20 protein-coding genes are annotated in these 18962 nt (G+C 31.4%); 10 read left to right on the forward strand and 10 right to left on the reverse strand.

The annotated features are described in order from the left end of the window. The first annotated feature begins 5 nt into the window (after positions 1-5). Positions 6-932 carry a UDP-3-O-(3-hydroxymyristoyl)glucosamine N-acyltransferase gene (locus tag ACMHJW_RS09900; protein WP_413533251.1) on the forward strand — a complete coding sequence of 309 codons (927 nt, stop codon included), beginning with the start codon at positions 6-8 and terminating at the stop codon, positions 930-932. Between the two features lie 164 nt (positions 933-1096). Beyond that, positions 1097-1966: a succinate--CoA ligase subunit alpha gene (gene sucD, locus ACMHJW_RS09905; protein ID WP_413533252.1), complete on the forward strand. Its 870-nt coding sequence runs from the start codon at positions 1097-1099 to the stop codon at positions 1964-1966. Between the two features lie 130 nt (positions 1967-2096). Here the strand turns inward: sucD and ACMHJW_RS09910 are convergent, their stop codons facing one another. From ACMHJW_RS09910 to ACMHJW_RS09930, 5 genes are all read right to left on the reverse strand, one after another. Next, positions 2097-2756, reverse strand: a complete 660-nt coding sequence (locus ACMHJW_RS09910; RefSeq protein ID WP_413533253.1) for a DUF4240 domain-containing protein — start codon at positions 2754-2756, stop codon at positions 2097-2099. Positions 2757-3019: 263 nt separating this feature from the next. Then, positions 3020-4156, reverse strand: coding sequence for a glutathionylspermidine synthase family protein (locus ACMHJW_RS09915; protein WP_413533254.1), 1137 nt, complete (start codon positions 4154-4156; stop codon positions 3020-3022). Between the two features lie 9 nt (positions 4157-4165). After that, complete coding sequence (locus ACMHJW_RS09920; RefSeq protein ID WP_413533255.1) at positions 4166-4555, reverse strand: hypothetical protein; 390 nt, start codon at positions 4553-4555, stop codon at positions 4166-4168. A 6-nt stretch (positions 4556-4561) separates the two neighbouring features. Beyond that, positions 4562-4843: a hypothetical protein gene (locus tag ACMHJW_RS09925; RefSeq protein ID WP_413533256.1), complete on the reverse strand. Its 282-nt coding sequence runs from the start codon at positions 4841-4843 to the stop codon at positions 4562-4564. A 103-nt stretch (positions 4844-4946) separates the two neighbouring features. Further along, a complete protein-coding gene (locus tag ACMHJW_RS09930; protein ID WP_413533257.1) occupies positions 4947-6458 on the reverse strand; it encodes a succinate CoA transferase in 1512 nt (503 codons plus the stop codon). Positions 6459-6647: 189 nt separating this feature from the next. On the opposite strand from ACMHJW_RS09930, the gene ACMHJW_RS09935 reads away from it, so the two are divergent. From ACMHJW_RS09935 to ACMHJW_RS09945, 3 genes are read left to right on the forward strand one after another with little or no spacing between them, the layout of a single operon-like run. Continuing rightward, positions 6648-7469, forward strand: coding sequence for an AraC family transcriptional regulator (locus tag ACMHJW_RS09935; protein ID WP_413533258.1), 822 nt, complete (start codon positions 6648-6650; stop codon positions 7467-7469). An 8-nt stretch (positions 7470-7477) separates the two neighbouring features. After that, the gene (locus tag ACMHJW_RS09940; protein WP_413533259.1) at positions 7478-8140 is read left to right on the forward strand and encodes an alpha/beta fold hydrolase; all 663 of its coding nucleotides are present in this window, start codon (positions 7478-7480) and stop codon (positions 8138-8140) included. 25 nt (positions 8141-8165) lie between these two features. Further along, entirely contained in the window at positions 8166-8906 is a 741-nt protein-coding gene (locus ACMHJW_RS09945) for an alpha/beta hydrolase (protein WP_413533260.1), read from the forward strand. Positions 8907-8946: 40 nt separating this feature from the next. Here ACMHJW_RS09945 and truB read toward each other — a convergent pair whose 3' ends face one another. From truB to ACMHJW_RS09965, 4 genes are read right to left on the reverse strand one after another with little or no spacing between them, the layout of a single operon-like run. Then, a complete protein-coding gene (gene truB, locus ACMHJW_RS09950; protein WP_413533261.1) occupies positions 8947-9657 on the reverse strand; it encodes a tRNA pseudouridine(55) synthase TruB in 711 nt (236 codons plus the stop codon). A 1-nt stretch (position 9658) separates the two neighbouring features. Beyond that, complete coding sequence (locus ACMHJW_RS09955) at positions 9659-10543, reverse strand: undecaprenyl-diphosphate phosphatase (RefSeq protein WP_413533262.1); 885 nt, start codon at positions 10541-10543, stop codon at positions 9659-9661. Further along, complete coding sequence (locus ACMHJW_RS09960) at positions 10543-10845, reverse strand: DUF3098 domain-containing protein (protein ID WP_413533263.1); 303 nt, start codon at positions 10843-10845, stop codon at positions 10543-10545. The genes ACMHJW_RS09955 and ACMHJW_RS09960 overlap by 1 nt, the downstream gene beginning before the upstream one ends. Next, entirely contained in the window at positions 10845-11738 is an 894-nt protein-coding gene (locus tag ACMHJW_RS09965; RefSeq protein WP_413533264.1) for a cell division protein FtsX, read from the reverse strand. The genes ACMHJW_RS09960 and ACMHJW_RS09965 overlap by 1 nt, the downstream gene beginning before the upstream one ends. Before the next feature lie 107 nt (positions 11739-11845). On the opposite strand from ACMHJW_RS09965, the gene rsmA reads away from it, so the two are divergent. Genes rsmA through ACMHJW_RS09985 form a run of 4 tightly spaced genes read left to right on the forward strand, consistent with a single transcriptional unit; the run spans position 11846 to position 14878 of the window. Beyond that, positions 11846-12613, forward strand: coding sequence for a 16S rRNA (adenine(1518)-N(6)/adenine(1519)-N(6))-dimethyltransferase RsmA (gene rsmA, locus ACMHJW_RS09970; protein ID WP_413533265.1), 768 nt, complete (start codon positions 11846-11848; stop codon positions 12611-12613). Between the two features lie 2 nt (positions 12614-12615). Further along, positions 12616-13971, forward strand: a complete 1356-nt coding sequence (gene mgtE / locus ACMHJW_RS09975) for a magnesium transporter (protein WP_413533266.1) — start codon at positions 12616-12618, stop codon at positions 13969-13971. A gap of 11 nt (positions 13972-13982) precedes the next feature. Beyond that, positions 13983-14432 (forward strand): GyrI-like domain-containing protein, encoded by a 450-nt coding sequence (locus ACMHJW_RS09980; protein ID WP_413533267.1) that lies wholly within the window; start codon positions 13983-13985, stop codon positions 14430-14432. A gap of 32 nt (positions 14433-14464) precedes the next feature. Beyond that, a complete protein-coding gene (locus ACMHJW_RS09985) occupies positions 14465-14878 on the forward strand; it encodes a hypothetical protein (RefSeq protein ID WP_413533268.1) in 414 nt (137 codons plus the stop codon). On the opposite strand, the gene ACMHJW_RS09990 is transcribed toward ACMHJW_RS09985, so the two are convergent. Next, positions 14856-16010, reverse strand: coding sequence for a sensor histidine kinase (locus tag ACMHJW_RS09990; protein ID WP_413533269.1), 1155 nt, complete (start codon positions 16008-16010; stop codon positions 14856-14858). The genes ACMHJW_RS09985 and ACMHJW_RS09990 overlap by 23 nt on opposite strands. A gap of 157 nt (positions 16011-16167) precedes the next feature. On the opposite strand from ACMHJW_RS09990, the gene ACMHJW_RS09995 reads away from it, so the two are divergent. After that, the gene (locus ACMHJW_RS09995; protein WP_413533270.1) at positions 16168-18951 is read left to right on the forward strand and encodes a 2-oxoglutarate dehydrogenase E1 component; all 2784 of its coding nucleotides are present in this window, start codon (positions 16168-16170) and stop codon (positions 18949-18951) included. The last annotated feature ends 11 nt before the right edge of the window (positions 18952-18962 follow it).

Raw genomic sequence — 18962 nt, forward strand, 5'->3', positions numbered from 1 at the left:
TAGAGATGAAATTTCCACAAACACATAAGTTAAAAGATATCGCATCTATTATTGATGCAAAATATATTGGAGATGAAAATTTCCCAGTAGAAGGAATCAATGAAATTCACCGTGTAGAAGCGGGGGATATTGTTTTTGTTGATCACCCAAAATATTATGATAAAGCATTACAGTCTAATGCAACAATTGTATTAATAAACAAAGAAGTTGATTGCCCAGAAGGAAAAGCGTTATTAATTTCGGATGATCCTTTCCGTGATTTTGTAAAAATTGGTCAACACTTTATGGCATTTGAACCAGCTACTAAACAAATTTCTGATTCGGCAGAAATAGGTGAAGGAACAATTATTCAACCAGGAGCTTTTATTGGAAATCATGTTAAAATAGGAAAAAATTGTGTTATTCATTCGAATGTTTCTATTAATGATTATGCGATTATTGGAGATAATGTAATTATTCGTTCAGGAACAGTTTTAGGAGCAGATGCATTTTATTATAAAAACCGTGAAACAGGTTTTGATCGTTTAAAATCTGTAGGAAATGTTATCATCGAAAATAATGTGGAAATAGGAGCAAATTGTACAATAGATAGAGGTGTTTCTGCCTCAACAATTATTGGAGAAGGAACAATTATGGATAATTTAATTCAGATTGGGCACGATACAATTATTGGTAAAAAATGTTTGATTGCTTCACAAGTCGGAATTGCAGGTTGTGTAAATATAGAAGATGAAGTTTCTATTTGGGGACAAGTCGGAATAACAAGTGGAATAACAATCGGTACTAAAGCTGTATTGTTGGCACAAGCAGGAATAAGCAAATCATTAGAAGGTGGTAAAACATATTTTGGCTATCCAGCAGAAGAAGCACGAGGCTTGTATAAAAAAATGGCTATTACAGAATTAATGATTCGTGATTTTAAGAAAAAATAAAATATTTTATCAAATATTATTGCAGCTGGCCTAATGGTCAGCTTTTTTTATGAAATATGTTATGCTGTTTTGTCTTATTCTAATAAAGATTTAGTTTATTTTTTACATTGAATATTTTTTAAAATGCAAAAGTCCTTTTATATTTGTGTAAATTAAAAATCACAATGTCTGTATTAGTAAACAAAGATTCAAAAATAATCGTTCAAGGTTTCACAGGGAAAGAAGGAACTTTTCATGCTGAACAAATGATTGAATATGGAACTCAAGTAGTTGGTGGTGTAACTCCAGGAAAAGGAGGGCAAACTCACTTAGGATTGCCAATTTTTAACACTGTAAAAGATGCTGTTGATCAAGCTGGAGCAGACGTTTCTATCATTTTTGTACCACCAGCATTTGCTGCTGATGCTGTAATGGAAGCTGCAGAAGCAGGTATTAAAGTAATTATCTGTATTACAGAAGGTATTCCAGTAGAAGACATGGTAAAAGTACAAGCGTATGTAGACCAAAGAGATGTAACATTAATTGGGCCTAACTGTCCAGGTGTTATCACTTCTGAGGAAGCTAAAGTTGGTATTATGCCAGGTTTCATTTTCAAAAAAGGTAAAGTAGGTATTGTTTCTAAATCAGGAACTTTAACATACGAAGCTGCTGATCAAGTTGTAAAAGCTGGTTACGGAATCTCTACAGCAATCGGAATTGGAGGTGATCCAATTATTGGAACTACAACTAAAGAAGCTGTTGAATTATTTATGAATGACCCAGAAACTGAGTGTATCGTAATGATTGGTGAAATTGGTGGACAATTAGAAGCTGAAGCTGCTCGTTGGATCAAAGAGAATGGAACTAAACCAGTTGTAGGATTTATCGCAGGTCAAACTGCACCAAAAGGTCGTACAATGGGACACGCTGGAGCAATCGTTGGTGGAGCTGATGATACAGCACAAGCTAAAATGGCAATTATGGAAGAATGTGGAATCCACGTTGTTGCATCTCCTGCTGATATCGGTGCTACTGTAGCAAAAGTTTTAGGATAAGAAAAATTCTTAATCAAAATAAAAAAAGGAACTCAAATTTGAGTTCCTTTTTTTATTTCTAGTTATTTAATATAAATACTTTTTGTCAGAATTTTTTATTTACCAAATTAATTTCAATTCGATGAAAGAGCTACAAAAACTCGTCATCATCATCAAAATCATCTCCCAATTCATCATCTTCTGGAGAATAATCTTCGATAAAAACTTTGAATAATCTTGGACAAATAATCTGTAGATTTGTTAAATTCTCATCATCCCAATCAAAATCAGGCTTTGGAGATTTTTCTGTAAAAAATTTAAAACATCCTTTATCTACAAAATCAATAATTTTATGTCCAAATTTATCGTAGAAAACATCATCGGCAATCAGATGAAAATCTTCAAACTCATATAAATCATTTTCGTTGAAACCTTCGTTGAAATAATCAGCTAAGTTATCTGGATTCAGTATTGCTTTTTCAAATAATTCTTCCCCTTGAGAAATAATCCAGTTCTTGTAAAAATAGAAATGTATAGGATCCGTATCATCATTCATAATGCATGCTGCACACCAAGTTTCGGTAGAATGTAAGGAATACGAATAAAATTCTAATCGTAATTGAAAACCAATAATATCATCAGCTGTTAGATTTTCTAATTCTTGCACTAAAGCCTTTTCTTGTTCTTGCAAATTATTGGCATTTTGCAAAGAATTCTCTATAATTTGCCAAAACAAATCTTCCTCTAGCATACGCGAAATGCGTTCAGAGGGAAGGGTTGAAGAATTAAACAAATCATCTAAAAAACTCATATTTCTACTTTTTAGTTTTTATTTAGTTGGTTTTATTTACTAAAAAATTATCTAACGTTTTATTTGCTAAATATTTAATTTATAAAATTTTTTAGCAAAATCTTTGTTTAATTTATAAAAAAAAAGCGTTGAAACCTATTAAATTTTCAACTATTTGCAATTATTTAGATAAATATTTGATTTTGTTGAAACTAAAAGATTTTAATCAAGAAAAATGAAATATTTCATTTTTTTTGATTAATTATAAGAAGTTATAATTCTAATTACTTAATAACATGTGGAACAAAACGGCTTTTATCGGTTGTGATAAACTGGTCACTTTCGCGGAATGTTATTCCACAGGATTCTTGTCCGATAATCCAACTTCCGATAATTGTATAACCTGTTTCTTCGTGATGTAAATCTGCTAAAGCTTGATAAATAAAGCCTTCTTCACCATATTCACCAGAAGTTTGTTCCGAAAGAATTCCGTCTTTTATGACTTCTACATTTGCGCCTTCTCGAGATAATAATGGTTTTTTGACATAATTTTTCATCTCTTTTGGTGAATCTGCATAAGCTTCTAACAACAACGGATGATTTGGGTACAATTCCCATAAAACAGGCAAAATAGCTTTGTTCGAAAGAATCATTTTCCAAGCTGGTTCTATCCAATTTGCATTCAATTCATCATTCTTGATGTTGTACGCAAATAATTCATTTACGAGCCATTCCCAAGGATAAAGTTTGAAAATATCTATAATTGGTTCTTCTTCTAAATCAACAAAATTGACATTGTTCCAACCAATTTCGTCAATGTAAATTAATTTGGTATTAATTCCGGCTTGTATAGCACAATCTCTTATATATTCGATATTTGTCAAATCTTCTAACGATTCTCTTACACAAGAAAAATGTAAGGTTTCACCTTTCAAATAAGGTTTTAACATTTTCCATGTTTCGATTAATTTATCATGAACAGAATTGAATTGATCTTTCGTTTCTCCAAAATAATTTTCCATCCAAAGCCATTGTACAACACCACATTCGAATAGAGAAGTTGGTGTATCAGCATTGAATTCTAATAATTTTAACTGATTGTTATTGTAAGCAAAATCAAAGCGCCCATAAATGCTTGGCGCATCATTTTCCCATGTATCAATCAAATAAGGTTGGATAAATTTTGGGATTTTAAATTCGTCTAAACGATTATTTTTAATTACATGTTCTACAGCATTTAAGCACATTTCCCACAATTCGTTTGTCGCTTCAAAAATAGTATCCGCTTCTTTTTCTGAAATTGAATAGTAATAATCTTCTACCCAATAGGTTTGTTTATTCTCGTCGGTATGATAGCCAAAGCCTATATTTTCTAGTCTTTCTTGCCAGTTTTCGTCCGCTTTTATTCTTTTTAATTGCATAAAATTTGTTTAAGATGAAACTGAACGAGAAGATGCTGATTTACCGAATCCACCGCGAATTGTTTGACTTTTATATGCTTTTGCTTTTGCTGCATTTGTTCCTACATTAGATTGTTTATGTAAACCTTGGCTTGCATAACCCATTCCGCCACCAGTTAAACTACGAAAAGCCATAAACCAAAGTAATGAACTTCCTATTCCACCATGATGTGAACCACCAGAATTTGAGGCATAATTTGATGTTACATCTGTATACGGCGCAGTAGAATCTGCACGCATATATACTTTTTGTGCATTATTTGTAGCAGGAGCTTCTTCACGATTCATACACGAACTTAAAACGGAAGAAACTAATACTAAAGTAACGACTTTACTTGCTCTTTTTTTTCTTTTATTCATGATTGGTTATTGTATGGTTACGTAAATAGGAATTTTTGTAGAATCGGTTGGTGTATATTGTTTGTGTGTAATCAATGTATCTATTTTTTCTGCAATCATCAAATCGTTTGACCAAATTTTTTGTTTGGTGATATGCAAAACAGAATCGCCTTTTGTTTCGGTTGTTAGAACAACTTCACGAGCAGACTTTTTATCAATCTGTTCTAAATTTTGATTTTCGTTTTGATTAGATTGACAAGCGAAAAAAGTTGTCAATGGAAGAGTTATTAATAAAAGTATTTTTTTCATGTTTTATAGACTTCGAACAAAGTTACATTATTTCACAAAAAAAGCACAATTCAGAAATTCTGAATTATGCTTTTAAAAAGTATAGTTTTTATAATTTATTATTCTAATTGTTTAAAATTAATAATTCTTCTTTCTTCATAGAACCAGTTTCTTTCAGTCTTGTGTGCCAAGAAAACGCTTCTTCTAAGATATGTGGCGTTTGACCACCTCTTTCTGCACAAGCTCTTTCGAAATAAGATAATAATTCTGCTTTATAATCTGGATGAGCACAATTGTTAATGATTTCGATGGCTCTTTCTCGTGGCGCTAATCCTCTTAAATCGGCTAAACCTTGTTCTGTTACAATAATATCGACATCGTGTTCTGTATGATCTGTATGAGAAACCATAGGAACGATAGAAGAAATATTACCATTTTTTGCTGTAGAAGAAGTAACGAATATTGAAATAAATGAATTACGGGCAAAATCTCCAGAACCTCCAATTCCATTCATCATATGTGTTCCTAAAACATGAGTTGAATTTACATTTCCATAAATATCACATTCTAAAGAAGTGTTGATACCAATAATTCCTAAACGACGAATAACTTCTGCAGAGTTAGAAATTGATTGAGGACGTAAAAGGATTTTACCTTTATAATTTTCAATATTTCCAATTACACGATCATAACATTCTTGTGAAACTGTCATAGAAGATGCTGAAGCAAATTTCATTTTACCAGAATCAATTAAATCAAATGTAGAATCTTGTAAAACTTCAGAATACATAACTAAATCTTCAAAATCTGAATGTTCTAAACCGCCTAAAACAGCATTAGCTACTTTACCAATTCCGCATTGTAATGGAATTAATGATTTTGTTAAACGACCTTCTTCAACTTCTTTTTCAAAGAATTTTACAATATTATTTGCAATAGCAGTAGTTGTTTCGTCAGCCGGTTGGATATCTCCTGGCGCATCTTGAATATTGTGAAAAACAATTCCGACAATTTTTGAAGGATCTACTTTTAAAACTTCTGTTCCAACTTTTGTGTCACAAGCTGTAATATTAATAGGCGTACGTTTTCCATATTCTTCTACACTATAAATATCATGAATACCTTTTATATTTGTAGGAATAGCTGTGTTGATTTCTATAATTAATTTATCTGCACTTGCAGCTATTTCAGCATTATTTCCGACTGAAGTTGTTGGAACTAAAGACCCATCTTCTAGGATTTCAGCGACTTCTAAAATTCCTAAATCAATTTTGAATTGACCATCTAAAATATGTTCAGCTGATTCTCCTAAATGCTGATCGATGAATAAAACATTTCCGGCATTTATATTTTTACGCATTACAGTATCAACTTGAAATGGTAAGCGTTTTTTTAGTGCTCCACTCTCTACTAAAGCAGTATCTGTTCCATGTCCTAATGAGGCTCCTGTAACTAAAGTGATTTTTAAATTTTCAGATTTTGCACGTTCAGCTAAAGCTTTTAATACAACTTTTGAATCACCTCCTCTTGTAAAACCACTAGAACCAACAGTCATTCCATCTTTTATAAGTTTAGCAGATTCCTCTGCTGTCATTACTTTTGACTGTAAGTCAGTTAATTTTATTCTTTCCAACATAATGCACTTTTTCTTTCTAAAACTTTTCAATAATTGTTCCCTGAAAAGGGATAATGACAAATATTGAATTAATTAATAAAAAGTTAATATCAAAAAAAGTCAAATAATTATTCATTTCAGTCATTATTATTTGTGTACATAATACATTATATGAAATAAATTATTATATTAGTTCACAATTAAGAAATTATGAATATACATTTGGATAATAAGTTCGAGACGCGATATTATTTAACCGAAATTGATAAGCTGCCAACTTCGATTTTCTGTTATCATAAGGAAATTTCCGAAGCTTACGTGGTTGAACATAAACATAACAAAGCTCAATTTCTTTATTGTGAAGGAGGAATAGTTTATGTAAAAATAGGAAAAGATACCTTTTATTTACCTGCAAGACACTTTATGTGGATACCACCTCATGTAGAACATAGTATACACCCAAATACACCAGAGGTGATTATGAGAAATCTATATTTTCCGATTAATGAAAGTGATAATTCTTTTTACAAAAAAGTTGGTATTTACCCTGCAGATGGATTGTTGTTAGAACTTTTATTATTTTCGAATCAATGGAAAGGAGATATAGTTCCAGAAAATAGAAGCGAATATATTATTGCGCAAGCTTTCAAAGAAATATTACCTAAAGTAAGCAAAAGTAGTTTACGTCTGGCTTTGCCACTTCCACATGATGAACGTCTGAAAAAAATTGTTCAATTCTTAGATGATAATATGGATTCTTCAATCACAATGAAGAAAATAACTGCCGAATTTGGATTTTCGGAACGATCATTGTCACGATTATTTCAAAAGGATTTGAATATGACATTTGTTCAATATTTTACGATTTTGAGAATGTTACGAGCTTTACAATTATTGATTGATAATACATACTCTATTAGCGAGATTTCGACAATGGTTGGTTATAATAGTTTACCAACTTTTAGCAATACATTCCAAAAAGTAATTGGTGTTCGACCAACAGATTACTCAAAGAAGAAAAATATATTATAAAATAAGGTATGAAAATTTATCAAGTAAGTGGATTGGGTGCAAATGCAAATGCTTTTCGAAATCTACGCTTGGAACAAGATTTTGAGCAAGTTTATATTCCTTGGTTAAATCCAGAGAAAGATGAAACTTTGGCTCATTATACCGAAAGATTATTAGATAAAATAAATCCCACAGAAGATTTTCTTTTGATGGGATTATCTTTTGGTGGAATAATTGTTCAGGAAATGAATCGGTTTATAAATCCTAAACATACTTTTCTTATTTCTACTGTAAAAAATAGGGCAGAATTGCCAAAATTATTTCGATTTTCAGCTTCTATTAATGCACACAAAATAATTCCGATGAGTTTTTTAACTTCAGACCGAACATTTTCATATATGATGATGCGAAAATTGTATTATACTGATCGTGAAAAAGATAATATAGATGATATTTTTGAGTTTAGAAATGAAGAATATTTGCGTTGGTCGATTCATAAAATTGTGAATTGGGAGCATTCTACGTCTTATCACGAAGAAAATATTACGCATATTCATGGAACAAAAGATATTGTTTTTCCAATTGACTGTATTAAAGATGCGATACCAATAGAAGGAGGAACGCACATTATGATTATGCAAAAGCCAAAATTAGTAAGCGAAGAAATAAATAAAGTATTAATCACTTTATAAAATTAATATATATACAAATAAAAAAATGAAACAAAATATATTAAAAGGAGCAGAAGCAGAGCTATTGAAAGGATCAAATAATGTTGGAGTTTTAGTTATACATGGTTTTACAGGCACAACGCAGAGTATGAGATTAGTAGCTTACGCTCTTCATGAAAAAGGATTTACTGTAAATATGCCTCGTTTAAAAGGTCATGGAACTACTCCAGAAGATATGGAATCTTGTACCTATAATGATTGGAAAGAATCTGTGAATGAAGCTTACAATGAATTGAAACCTTTAGTAAAAGAAATTTTTGTTTTGGGATTATCTATGGGAGGAACTTTGACTTTATATAGTGCTATAAATTTCCCTATTAAAGGTGCAATAGTTATAAATGGAGCTGTAAACCTTACTTCTATGGAAGAAGTCTATAAAAATCCTACTTCTCAACGTTTTATAGAGGGAATAGGTTCTGATATTAAAAAAGACGGAGTTGTAGAATTGGCATACGAGAAAACTCCTAAAAAATCGATAAAAGAAATCGTTGATTTTACAAAAGAAATTAGGGAAGAACTGAATAAAATTACTTGTCCTATATTAATTTTTTCTTCAATAGAAGATCATGTCGTTCCACCTGCAAATTCAAAATATATTTATGACCATGTTTCTAGTCTATCAAAAGAATTAATAGAATTAGAAAATAGCTATCACGTAGCTACATTAGATAATGACTTAAATCTAATAGTATCAAAAACATTAGAATTTATTGAAGTAAATTCATAAAATGAAAAAAAGCTTGAACATTTGTTCAAGCTTTTTTAATTTATAAATCTTCTGTTGTATTCTCTTCTTCGAAATAACTTTTTTCTAAAGCAAAATTTTCAGCGTTAATAACATCAAATTCGCCAATTTTTGTTCGACGAAGTGCTGTTAAATATCCGCCTGAATTAACTGCTTTTCCAAAATCAAAAGCTAAAGAACGAATATAAGTTCCTTTGCTACAATTTACTTCAAAATCGACAAAAGGTAAATCTATTTTTGTGATTTTAAAATCGTGAATTGTAATTTTACGTGCTTTACGTTCTATTTCTTGACCTTCTCGAGCTAATTCGTATAAACGTTTTCCATCAACTTTTACAGCCGAATGCATAGGAGGAAATTGTTCTATTTCTCCAATAAATTGTTTTGTAGCTTCGTGAATAATTTCTTCTGTGATATGTTCAGTAGGAAAAGTTTGATCTTCTTCTGATTCTAAATCATATGTTGGCGTTGTAACTCCAAGTTTTATTGTACCAGTATATGTTTTTTCTTGAGCTTGAAATTCATCAATTCGTTTTGTCCATTTTCCTGTACAAACCAATAAAAGTCCTGTTGCTTTTGGATCTAAAGTTCCAGCGTGTCCAACTTTTATTTTCTTTAAATTATATGCTTTTCTGATGTTCCAACGAATTTTGTTTACGACATCAAAAGATGTCCAATCAAGAGGTTTATCAATCAAAAAAACATGACCTTCTTGTATTTTCTCTACATTCATTTTATTTGTGCTGAATCATTGTAGTTTCTATAGAAGCAGCATTGTCTTTTTCTACTTGAGAAGGATTATTATTCCAGAAATAAATCAATAAAATAATACCGATTATTATTCTGTACCAACCCCAAAATTTGAAACCGTATTTTGTTAAAACTGTGATAAATGTTTTCACGGCAATTAAGGCAACAATAAATGCAATAACATTTCCAATTACAAATAACATTATATGTTCTTGATCTTGCAAAATCATTTCGTAACCTTTCATTGGATTTGCTGTATTTTCTCCCCAAGTTTTTACGAAGATAGAATAAACGGTAACAGCCAACATGGTAGGAACAGCTAAAAAGAATGAAAACTCTGCTGCTGCTTTACGCGATAAACCTTGTGTCATACCACCAATAATTGAAGCGGCAGAACGAGAAGTTCCTGGCATCATAGCTAAACATTGCCAAAAACCAATAATAACAGCTTTTTTTATTGTAATATCTTTTTCGTCGTTAATTTTAGGATTTTTAAACCATTTGTCCACAAATAATAAAATAACTCCTCCGAAAACTAACATTCCAGAAATAGCAACTTGATTTCCTAAAACAGCTTCGATTTTATCGTCAAATAATTTTCCTAGAATAAGAGCAGGTACAACTGCACAAGCTAATTTGATATAAAAATTGAAATTAAAATTTTTGAAGTCAAAGAATTTTTTCCAATATAAAACTACGATTGATAAAATAGCTCCAAATTGAATAGAAACTTGAAACATTTTAAGAAATTCACTTTCTGGCATTCCCATTAATGCAGCTGTGAATCCCATGTGTGCTGTAGAAGAAATTGGTAAATATTCAGTAAGTCCTTCTATAATAGCAATGATAATTGCTTGTAACGTATTCATTATTTTTCTTTATTCGGGTTGATTAAAATGGCATAAATTTCGACGATGAAACCAACGACAACTAAGAATGGCGCTAATCGAATTCTTCGAAAAGAATAAATTTCGTCGTTCCAATAATTTGCGTCCCAAGTTCCATCTGGTCTTGTATTAGCATCGTGTCCTGTCATTAATAAAAATCCAAGACCAATTAAGGCAACACCAATTGCCATAAAGATGTAATTTCTTTTTCCGAATAAAAAAGTAAAACCAGCATCATTCTTAGATGCTGATTTTTTTGTTGTATCGATAGTGTTTGATTTCATTAGTAAAGTTGATCAGTTTTTAATCTTAAATAACGCCATGCAGCAAATAATGTACTGAATACTGCAATGATAACTCCAATTCCGATAAGAACAAGAATCAATGGAGTAAAGTTAGGATTCCAAAGTACTAAACCTACTTTTGTAGCTAGAATATACCATAGAAAGCCTAATCCTATTACGGCTACAAAAGCAGCGAAGAAACCAAGAATGGCAGCTTCTATCAAGAATGGTTTTACAATAAAACGTCTACGTGCACCAACTAATTGCATTGTTTTGATGCTGAAACGTTTTGCGTAAATTTTCAATCGTATAGAGTTGTTGATTAAAACAACAACAATAATTAGGAAGATGATAGCGAAAATCATAATCCAGAAAGTAATTTTGTTGATGCTGTGATAAATTGTTACCATAGCTTCTTTATCACTTTTTACTTCATCGATGATTTGATTTTTAGCTAATACTTTATTAATAGAATCAATTTGTTCAACAGATTGTATCAAGGCTGGGTTCAAAGTAATTTGAACTGAAGCAGGGAAAATGCTTTCTTCAAAGAAATCACTTCCATCTGTTCCTAAATCCTTTTTTGCAATTTTAGCAGCTTCTTCCTTGCTAATATATTGTGTTGCTTCAACAAAAGGATATTTAACTTTCAACGAATCGATATAAGATTTTTGTAAATCAAGTTCCTTATCTTTTAATTTTGGATCTTCGACATCTTTAAAATATGCCTCGATTTTTAACTCTCTTTTTAGATGTTCTGCGTAACTTTGTGCATTAATGACAATTAAGCCGAAAATACCTAATAGAAATAAAACAAGCGAAATACTAATCACAACAGTGATGTTTGATGATCGCAGTCTTTTTTTCTCAAATTTATCGTTCGTTTTTGACATTTGGGTTAATTTTGGGGCTAAGATAAAAAAAACTTATTTCGCAAGAAAGATATTCTAATATATATTCTACGGTAAGTTGGTTAAAGAAAACTTAAAATTTAGAATTTTTGAAAGTAAAAGCTAAAAAACATTTAGGTCAACATTTTTTGAATGATGAAAATATTGCACGAGACATTGCCGAAGGTTTAACATGGCAAGGTTATAATCGTGTCTTAGAGATAGGGCCAGGAATGGGCGTGTTGACAAAATATATTTTACAAGCAAAGAAAAATATAGAAGTTGTAGAGATTGATACAGAATCGGTAGAATATTTAAAAGAATATTATCAACCATTTCATCCAGGATTTAAAATTCATTCTGAAGATTTCTTGAAAATGGACTTTTCATCAAAGTTTGATGAACAAATAGCTATTTTAGGAAATTTTCCATATAATATTTCTTCACAAATTATTTTTAAAGCATTAGAAGAACGTCATAACGTTCCAGAAGTTTGTGGGATGTTTCAGAAAGAAGTTGCTGAACGAATTGCATCTAAAAAAGGAACAAAAGATTATGGAATACTTTCTGTTTTAGCGCAAGCATATTATCATTGCGAATATTTGTTTACTGTACCCGAACATGTTTTCACACCTCCACCAAAAGTAAAATCTGGTGTGATTATTATGAAACGTTACCGTACAGAAATTGAAGGAGTTGAACAGAAAAGATTCTTTCAAGTTGTAAAAGCGGGTTTTGGGCAAAGAAGAAAAACGCTTCGTAATTCATTGAAAGCTTTAGGTATTCCAGAAGATTTAAATGATCACGAATTTTTGAGTATGCGAGCAGAACAATTATCTGTTGAGGATTTTATTGAATTAACGAAAAGAATGAAATAGAGATGGAGGTGAAAATTACAAAAGATTTTATTGAACTTTTAAACGAAAAAATTAATGAACAAAATGCAAAAGCAGTTAAGGAGATGTTACAAGACTTGCATCCTGCTGATATTGCTGAATTGTTCGATGAGCTTTCGACCAAGGAACAATCCTTTGTAATTGATTTACTCGATAATGAGATTTCTGCCGATATTCTTCTCGAATTAGAAGAAGATGATCGTCGTAAATTCTTGAAAACACTTACAGCGAAAGAAATTGCTGAAGATGTTATCAATGAAATGGATACTGATGATGCTGTTGATGTCATCAATGAACTTTCAGACGAGAAAAAGGACCAAGTAATTGCTCAATTAGAAGATCAAGAACATGCAAGAGAAATTGTAGATCTTCTACGTTATGACGAAGATACAGCAGGAGGTTTGATGGGAAAAGAGTTAATTAAAGTCAATAAAGATTGGACTGTAATAACTGCTGTTAAACAAATGAGAAAACAAGCTGAAGATTTCGAAGAGGTTTTTTCTATTTATGTGGTAGATGAAGACGAAAAATTACTTGGAACCTTAAGTCTAAAACGTTTATTAACAACTTCTGCAAAAACAAAAGTAGCCGATGTTTACAATGAAAAAATTCAATATGTAAAAACTTATACAAAAGATATGGAGGTTGCGAAAGTAATCGAAAAATATGATTTGTACGAAGTTCCGGTTGTGGATGAATTAATGCGTTTAGTTGGTGTAATTACAGTAGATGATGTGATTGATGTAATTCGTGAAGAAGCTGAAGAAAACTATCAATTAGCAGCAGGTATTACACAAAATGTAGATTCTGACGATAATATATGGAAATTAACAAGAGCGCGTTTACCTTGGCTTTTGTTAGCTTTGGTAGGAAGTTTTGTTGCTGTAAATGTTTCACAAAGTTTTAGTGATGCAATGAATTTGTATCCGCAATTATTCTTTTTTACACCACTTGTAGCCGCGATGGCAGGAAATGTAGGCGTGCAATCTTCAGCGATTATTGTACAAGGTTTGGCAAATAGTAATATCACAGGATCTATATGGAAACGATTAGGAAAAGAAATGTTATTGGCATTGCTTAATAGTACATTATTAGCGTTAGTTTTATTATTAGCCACACATTTTTTAATGAGTACGAGTTACGAAATTTCATCAACCATTGTATTAGCTTTAGTAATTGTAATGATTTTAGCAAGTTTAATCGGGACTTTTATTCCAATTATGTTGCATAAATATGGCGTTGATCCAGCAATCGCAACTGGTCCATTTATTACAACAAGTAATGACATTTTTGGATTATTGATTTATTTCTCAATCGCAAAAATGATTTTAGGATTTTAAAAAGGAATAGAATGAAAACTTTAAAGATTATAGGAATAGCAACGCAAACATCGAACAATAATAATCAAGCAATAGAAGATTTAGGAAAATTGTGGAATCAATTTTTTACTGAAAATATTATAGCTAAAATTCCGAACACAATCAATTCTAATATTTATGCTGTTTACACAGATTACGAAAATGATTTTACAGGAAAATATACAACATTAATTGGTTTAGAAGTTTCTTCTTTAGATGATATTCCGACAGGAATGATTGGACGCGAATTCAAACCTCAAACTTTCAAAAAATATAGTGCAAAAGGAGAGCTGCACGAAGCTGTCGGTAGAATGTGGAACGAAATCTGGAAGGATGATGCGAAGCTAAATCGTACTTACAATTATGATTATGAATTGTACACAGAAAAAGCTCAAAATCCTGCTGATGCCGAAGTTGAAATTTATATTGGAGTGAAGGATTAGTGTGATTGAATTGTTCATTTCTATTAAAAATAATGAAAGAACCAAAACCGAGATTTGTAACGAAGAAAGCGATTGAGGAATTAACAAAAGGTTTAAATCTTGTCTATAATTTAGAGGATTATCAAGATTGGGAATATATTGTTGGTCAACCTGAAGATATAGAAAAGTATATCAATTACTATAATTCTGAAGTTGATGAAGATAACAAATTTGCCTTAATGGAGATTATTATTCAAGTATTAGAAGAACAAGAAGAAATGGACTTTTTTAAATATTTAGAAATCGTACAAAAATTACTTTATACAAATTTCAAAATACATGAATACACAATATTCTATTGGTCGTCTTTCGATCAAGAAAATTTAGAAGATACGTGGAAAATCTCACCGTATATGCGAGATTTATGGAATAAAAATATAACGTTTACTTCTTCAACAAAATCTTAAATTCTGTTCCAGTTTCTTTGGAAGATTTGGAAACAAATATTTTTCCATTGTGATATTCTTCTACAATTCGTTTGGCTAAAGACAAACCAAGTCCCCAACCACGTTTTTTGGTTGTAAATCCAGGTTCGAAGATCTTTTTCTGTAATTTAATAGGAATTCCAGAACCTGTATCTGATATAGAAATTTCTACAAATTTATTTGCAGTTGTTGTAATCACAATATCCAAAACGCCTTTATTTTGCATTGCATCGGCTGCATTTTTCATTAAATTTTCGATCACCCAAGTATATAAAGAAGCGTTGAGGTAAATATTATATTCTTCGACATCGGTCTTGAAATTCACTTCAATTCCTTTAGAAATGCGCTGAGAAATATAATCAACAGTTTGTTTTGAAGTCGAAACAATATCGGATAATTTTAATTCAGAAGTTGAACCAATTTTAGAAAAACGTTCAGCAATATGTTTCAATCGATCAACATCTTTTTCAATTTCGATAACCGATGTTTGGTCAATATCTTCTAATTTCAAAAGTTCTACCCAGCCCATTAAAGATGAAAGCGGAGTTCCTATTTGATGCGCAGTTTCTTTAGCCATTCCAGCCCATAAATAACTTCTTTCGGTATCACGAATCGTTTTGAAATACCAATACGAAAAACCAAAAAACAATAAGACCAACACAATAATTATGAGTGGATAATATTGTAATTGATTGAGAAGATTTGAGTTTTTGAAATACACATAATTTTTAGTTCCGATCAATTCAACATCAATAGTTTGCTCCGAAGATTTCATTTTATTGATATATTTTTCTAATTGAACTGAATCATTCAAGATTGATTTATCAATATTTTTAGAATCTATAATAACACCTTTTTCATCGACAAGAACAACGGGAATAGATTTGTTGTCTTCGATTAATTTAAACAAAAAATCTTGTGTTTTAGAATCCAAAAATTCAGATGAGCTAATCAATTCCAATGATCGTGCATAATTCTCTACACGTTTGTGTTCTTCACGTTTTAGTTCTTGAACAATTTTGTTACTCGACCATATTGTAATGGCAAAAATAGCAAATATTATAAAGAAGCCGATCCAACGTTTATTTATTTTTTTTGTTAGAAAATTTATCATCTAAGTGTAAAATCTTTCTTAAATTTATATCAAATGTAATGATTATTTGATTATAGTATATTTTTATGGCAGGATAAGATAAATATGATGAAAGTAATTTTTTTTAAAACCTTAAATAGTTTATTTTTGTAGCTAAATCTCATAGAGAGTAAAATTTATGGATCGTTTTTCGTTTTTAAATGCCGCTCATTTAGAGTTAATAGGCGACTTATATGATCAATACGTCCAATATCCGGATAGTATTGAACCAAGTTGGAAAGCTTTTTTCCAAGGATATGACTTTGCAAATGCAACATATGATGGAGAACCATTATTTGCACCGCAAGCAGCTTCTAACAGAGGTAGTCAAACACCACAAGCAGTTGTAAATCCTGCTGTTTCTAATCAAGTTCCAGACAATGTACAAAAAGAGTTTAAAGTAATCAATTTAATTGATGCTTACCGTACGCGTGGACACTTGTTTACAAAGACAAACCCTGTTAGATCTCGCAGAACTTTTGAACCTTCATTAGATATCAAAAACTTCGGTTTAACTGATGCTGATTTAGATTTAAGATTCAATGCTGGTGAAATTTTAGGTATTGGTGGACCAATCACTTTACGTGAAATCATTGGACACTTAGAAAACATGTACTGCGGATCTATCGGAATCGAGTATATGTATGTAAGAGAACCTCAAAGAATTAATTGGATTCAAAATTGGTTAAACCAAAATTTGAATCAACCAAAATTATCTAAAGAGGAGAAAGAACGTGTTTTAGAAAAGTTGAATGAAGCAACAGCTTTTGAAAACTTTATGCACACAAAATATGTTGGACAAAAACGTTTCTCAGTAGAAGGAAATGAATCTTTGATTCCTGCTTTGGATACATTGATTAATCGTTCTGCAGATCACGGAGTACAGGAAGTTATCGTTGGGATGGCTCACCGTGGACGTTTGAATGTTTTGGCTAACATTTTTGGAAAATCATATTCTCAAATCTTTTCAGAATTTGAAGGGAAAGCTTTTGATACAGATTTAATGGCAGGTGATGTTAAATATCACATGGGATCTTCAAATCAAATCAAAGCATTGAATGGGAAAGAAATCTTAATTAATTTGGCACCAAATCCATCTCACTTAGAAACTGTAGATGCAGTTGTAGAAGGGATAACTCGTGCAAAAGTTGAAGAAGATTACAAAGATGATTATTCTAAAATTATTCCAATCTTAATTCATGGAGATGCTGCAGTAGCTGGACAAGGAATCGTTTACGAAGTTGTTCAAATGGCAGGATTAGATGGTTACAAAACAGGTGGTACAGTACATGTTGTTGTAAATAACCAAATCGGATTTACAACAAACTATTTAGATGGACGTACATCTACATATTGTACAGATGTTGCTAAAGTAACATCATCTCCTGTAATGCATGTAAATTCTGATGACGTAGAAGCGGTAGTTCATGCTTTCCGTTTTGCAGCAGATTATCGTGCACAATTCGGTTCTGATGTATTCATCGATTTATTAGGATACCGTAAATATGGACATAACGAAGGTGATGAACCAAAATTCACTCAACCTAAATTATATAACTTAATCGCTAAACACCCAAATCCTCGTGAAATTTACAAGGATAAATTATTAAAAGAAGGTGTAATAGGAGAAGAAATTGTTAAACAAAAAGAAGCTGAATTTAAAGCTTTATTAGAAACCAATTTCGAAGCTTCTAAAGAAATAGAACGTAATCACATTTTCCCTTTCATGCCAGAAGAGTGGGAAGGATTTGAAATTGCAGACGAGGCGAAAGTCTTTGAACATGCAGATACAGCTTATAATGAAGCTAAATTAAGAGAAATTGCAAAAGCTGTTTCTACAGTTCCAGAAGGTAAAAAGTTAATCAAAAAAGTTTCTCGTTTAATTGAAGGTCGAGGAAAAATGATTGAGGAAGATAAAATCGACTGGGGATTAGGAGAAGCTTTAGCTTTCGGTTCTATTTTAACAGACGGACGTAATGTACGTGTTTCTGGGGAAGACGTAGAACGCGGAACGTTCTCTCACCGTCACGCAGTTGTAAAAACTGAAGACACAGAAGAAGAAATTATTTTATTAAATCATATCAATAATGAGCAAGGTAAATTAAGAATTTACAACTCATTATTATCTGAATATGCAGTTTTAGGTTTTGATTATGGATATGCAATGGCAAATCCAAAAGCGTTAACTATTTGGGAAGCTCAATTTGGTGATTTCGTAAATGGAGCACAAATTGTAATCGACCAATATATTTCTGCAGCAGAAGATAAATGGAAATTACAAAATGGTTTAGTAATGTTATTACCTCATGGATATGAAGGACAAGGAGCAGAGCACTCTTCAGCACGTTTAGAGCGTTTCTTACAAATGTGTGCTGGTAACAATATGTTTGTTGCTAATATCACAACTCCAGCCAATTTCTTCCATGCATTAAGAAGACAGGTTGTAACAGATTACCGCAAGCCGTTGATTGTAATGTCGCCAAAATCATTATTACGTCATCCATCAGCAGTATCATCATTGGCAGATTTTGCAAACGGAGGTTTCCAAGAAATAATCGAAGATGTAACTGTAGATGCGAAAAAAGTTAAAAAAGTAGTTTTCTGTTCAGGAAAAATTTACTACGATTTAGACAAAAAACGCCAAGAATTAGGAGATACAGAAACTGCAATTATTCGTTTAGAACAATTATATCCTTTAAATGAAGAAAAAGTAGATGCTATCATCTCTAAATTTGGTAAAGCTAAATTGATTTGGGCACAAGAAGAACCAGAAAATATGGGAGCTTGGATGTACATCTTACGTAAATTAAGAAAATATCCATTCGATGTAGTTTCTCCAGCAGAAAGTGCTGCTACAGCACCAGGTTCAAGTAAACGTTGGGCTGCAATTTACGAAGAGGTAATTAATAAAGTATTCAATTAAAAAATAAAGCT

The sequence above is a fragment of the Empedobacter brevis genome (assembly GCF_965118635.1).
In the GTDB taxonomy this organism is placed as follows: Bacteria; Bacteroidota; Bacteroidia; order Flavobacteriales; family Weeksellaceae; genus Empedobacter; species Empedobacter brevis_A.

Coding starts and splice junctions, on each gene's coding strand:
- ACMHJW_RS09940 (WP_413533259.1), top strand. CDS start 7,478: ATGAAAATTTATCAAGTAAGTGGATTGGGTGCAAATGCAAATGCTTTT.
- ACMHJW_RS09990 (WP_413533269.1), bottom strand. CDS start 16,010: ATGATAAATTTTCTAACAAAAAAAATAAATAAACGTTGGATCGGCTTC.
- ACMHJW_RS09915 (WP_413533254.1), bottom strand. CDS start 4,156: ATGCAATTAAAAAGAATAAAAGCGGACGAAAACTGGCAAGAAAGACTA.
- ACMHJW_RS09960 (WP_413533263.1), bottom strand. CDS start 10,845: ATGAAATCAAACACTATCGATACAACAAAAAAATCAGCATCTAAGAAT.
- ACMHJW_RS09930 (WP_413533257.1), bottom strand. CDS start 6,458: ATGTTGGAAAGAATAAAATTAACTGACTTACAGTCAAAAGTAATGACA.
- ACMHJW_RS09955 (WP_413533262.1), bottom strand. CDS start 10,543: ATGAATACGTTACAAGCAATTATCATTGCTATTATAGAAGGACTTACT.
- ACMHJW_RS09945 (WP_413533260.1), top strand. CDS start 8,166: ATGAAACAAAATATATTAAAAGGAGCAGAAGCAGAGCTATTGAAAGGA.
- mgtE (WP_413533266.1), top strand. CDS start 12,616: ATGGAGGTGAAAATTACAAAAGATTTTATTGAACTTTTAAACGAAAAA.
- ACMHJW_RS09900 (WP_413533251.1), top strand. CDS start 6: ATGAAATTTCCACAAACACATAAGTTAAAAGATATCGCATCTATTATT.
- truB (WP_413533261.1), bottom strand. CDS start 9,657: ATGAATGTAGAGAAAATACAAGAAGGTCATGTTTTTTTGATTGATAAA.
- ACMHJW_RS09980 (WP_413533267.1), top strand. CDS start 13,983: ATGAAAACTTTAAAGATTATAGGAATAGCAACGCAAACATCGAACAAT.
- ACMHJW_RS09985 (WP_413533268.1), top strand. CDS start 14,465: ATGAAAGAACCAAAACCGAGATTTGTAACGAAGAAAGCGATTGAGGAA.
- sucD (WP_413533252.1), top strand. CDS start 1,097: ATGTCTGTATTAGTAAACAAAGATTCAAAAATAATCGTTCAAGGTTTC.
- ACMHJW_RS09910 (WP_413533253.1), bottom strand. CDS start 2,756: ATGAGTTTTTTAGATGATTTGTTTAATTCTTCAACCCTTCCCTCTGAA.
- ACMHJW_RS09925 (WP_413533256.1), bottom strand. CDS start 4,843: ATGAAAAAAATACTTTTATTAATAACTCTTCCATTGACAACTTTTTTC.
- ACMHJW_RS09995 (WP_413533270.1), top strand. CDS start 16,168: ATGGATCGTTTTTCGTTTTTAAATGCCGCTCATTTAGAGTTAATAGGC.
- ACMHJW_RS09935 (WP_413533258.1), top strand. CDS start 6,648: ATGAATATACATTTGGATAATAAGTTCGAGACGCGATATTATTTAACC.
- ACMHJW_RS09965 (WP_413533264.1), bottom strand. CDS start 11,738: ATGTCAAAAACGAACGATAAATTTGAGAAAAAAAGACTGCGATCATCA.
- ACMHJW_RS09920 (WP_413533255.1), bottom strand. CDS start 4,555: ATGAATAAAAGAAAAAAAAGAGCAAGTAAAGTCGTTACTTTAGTATTA.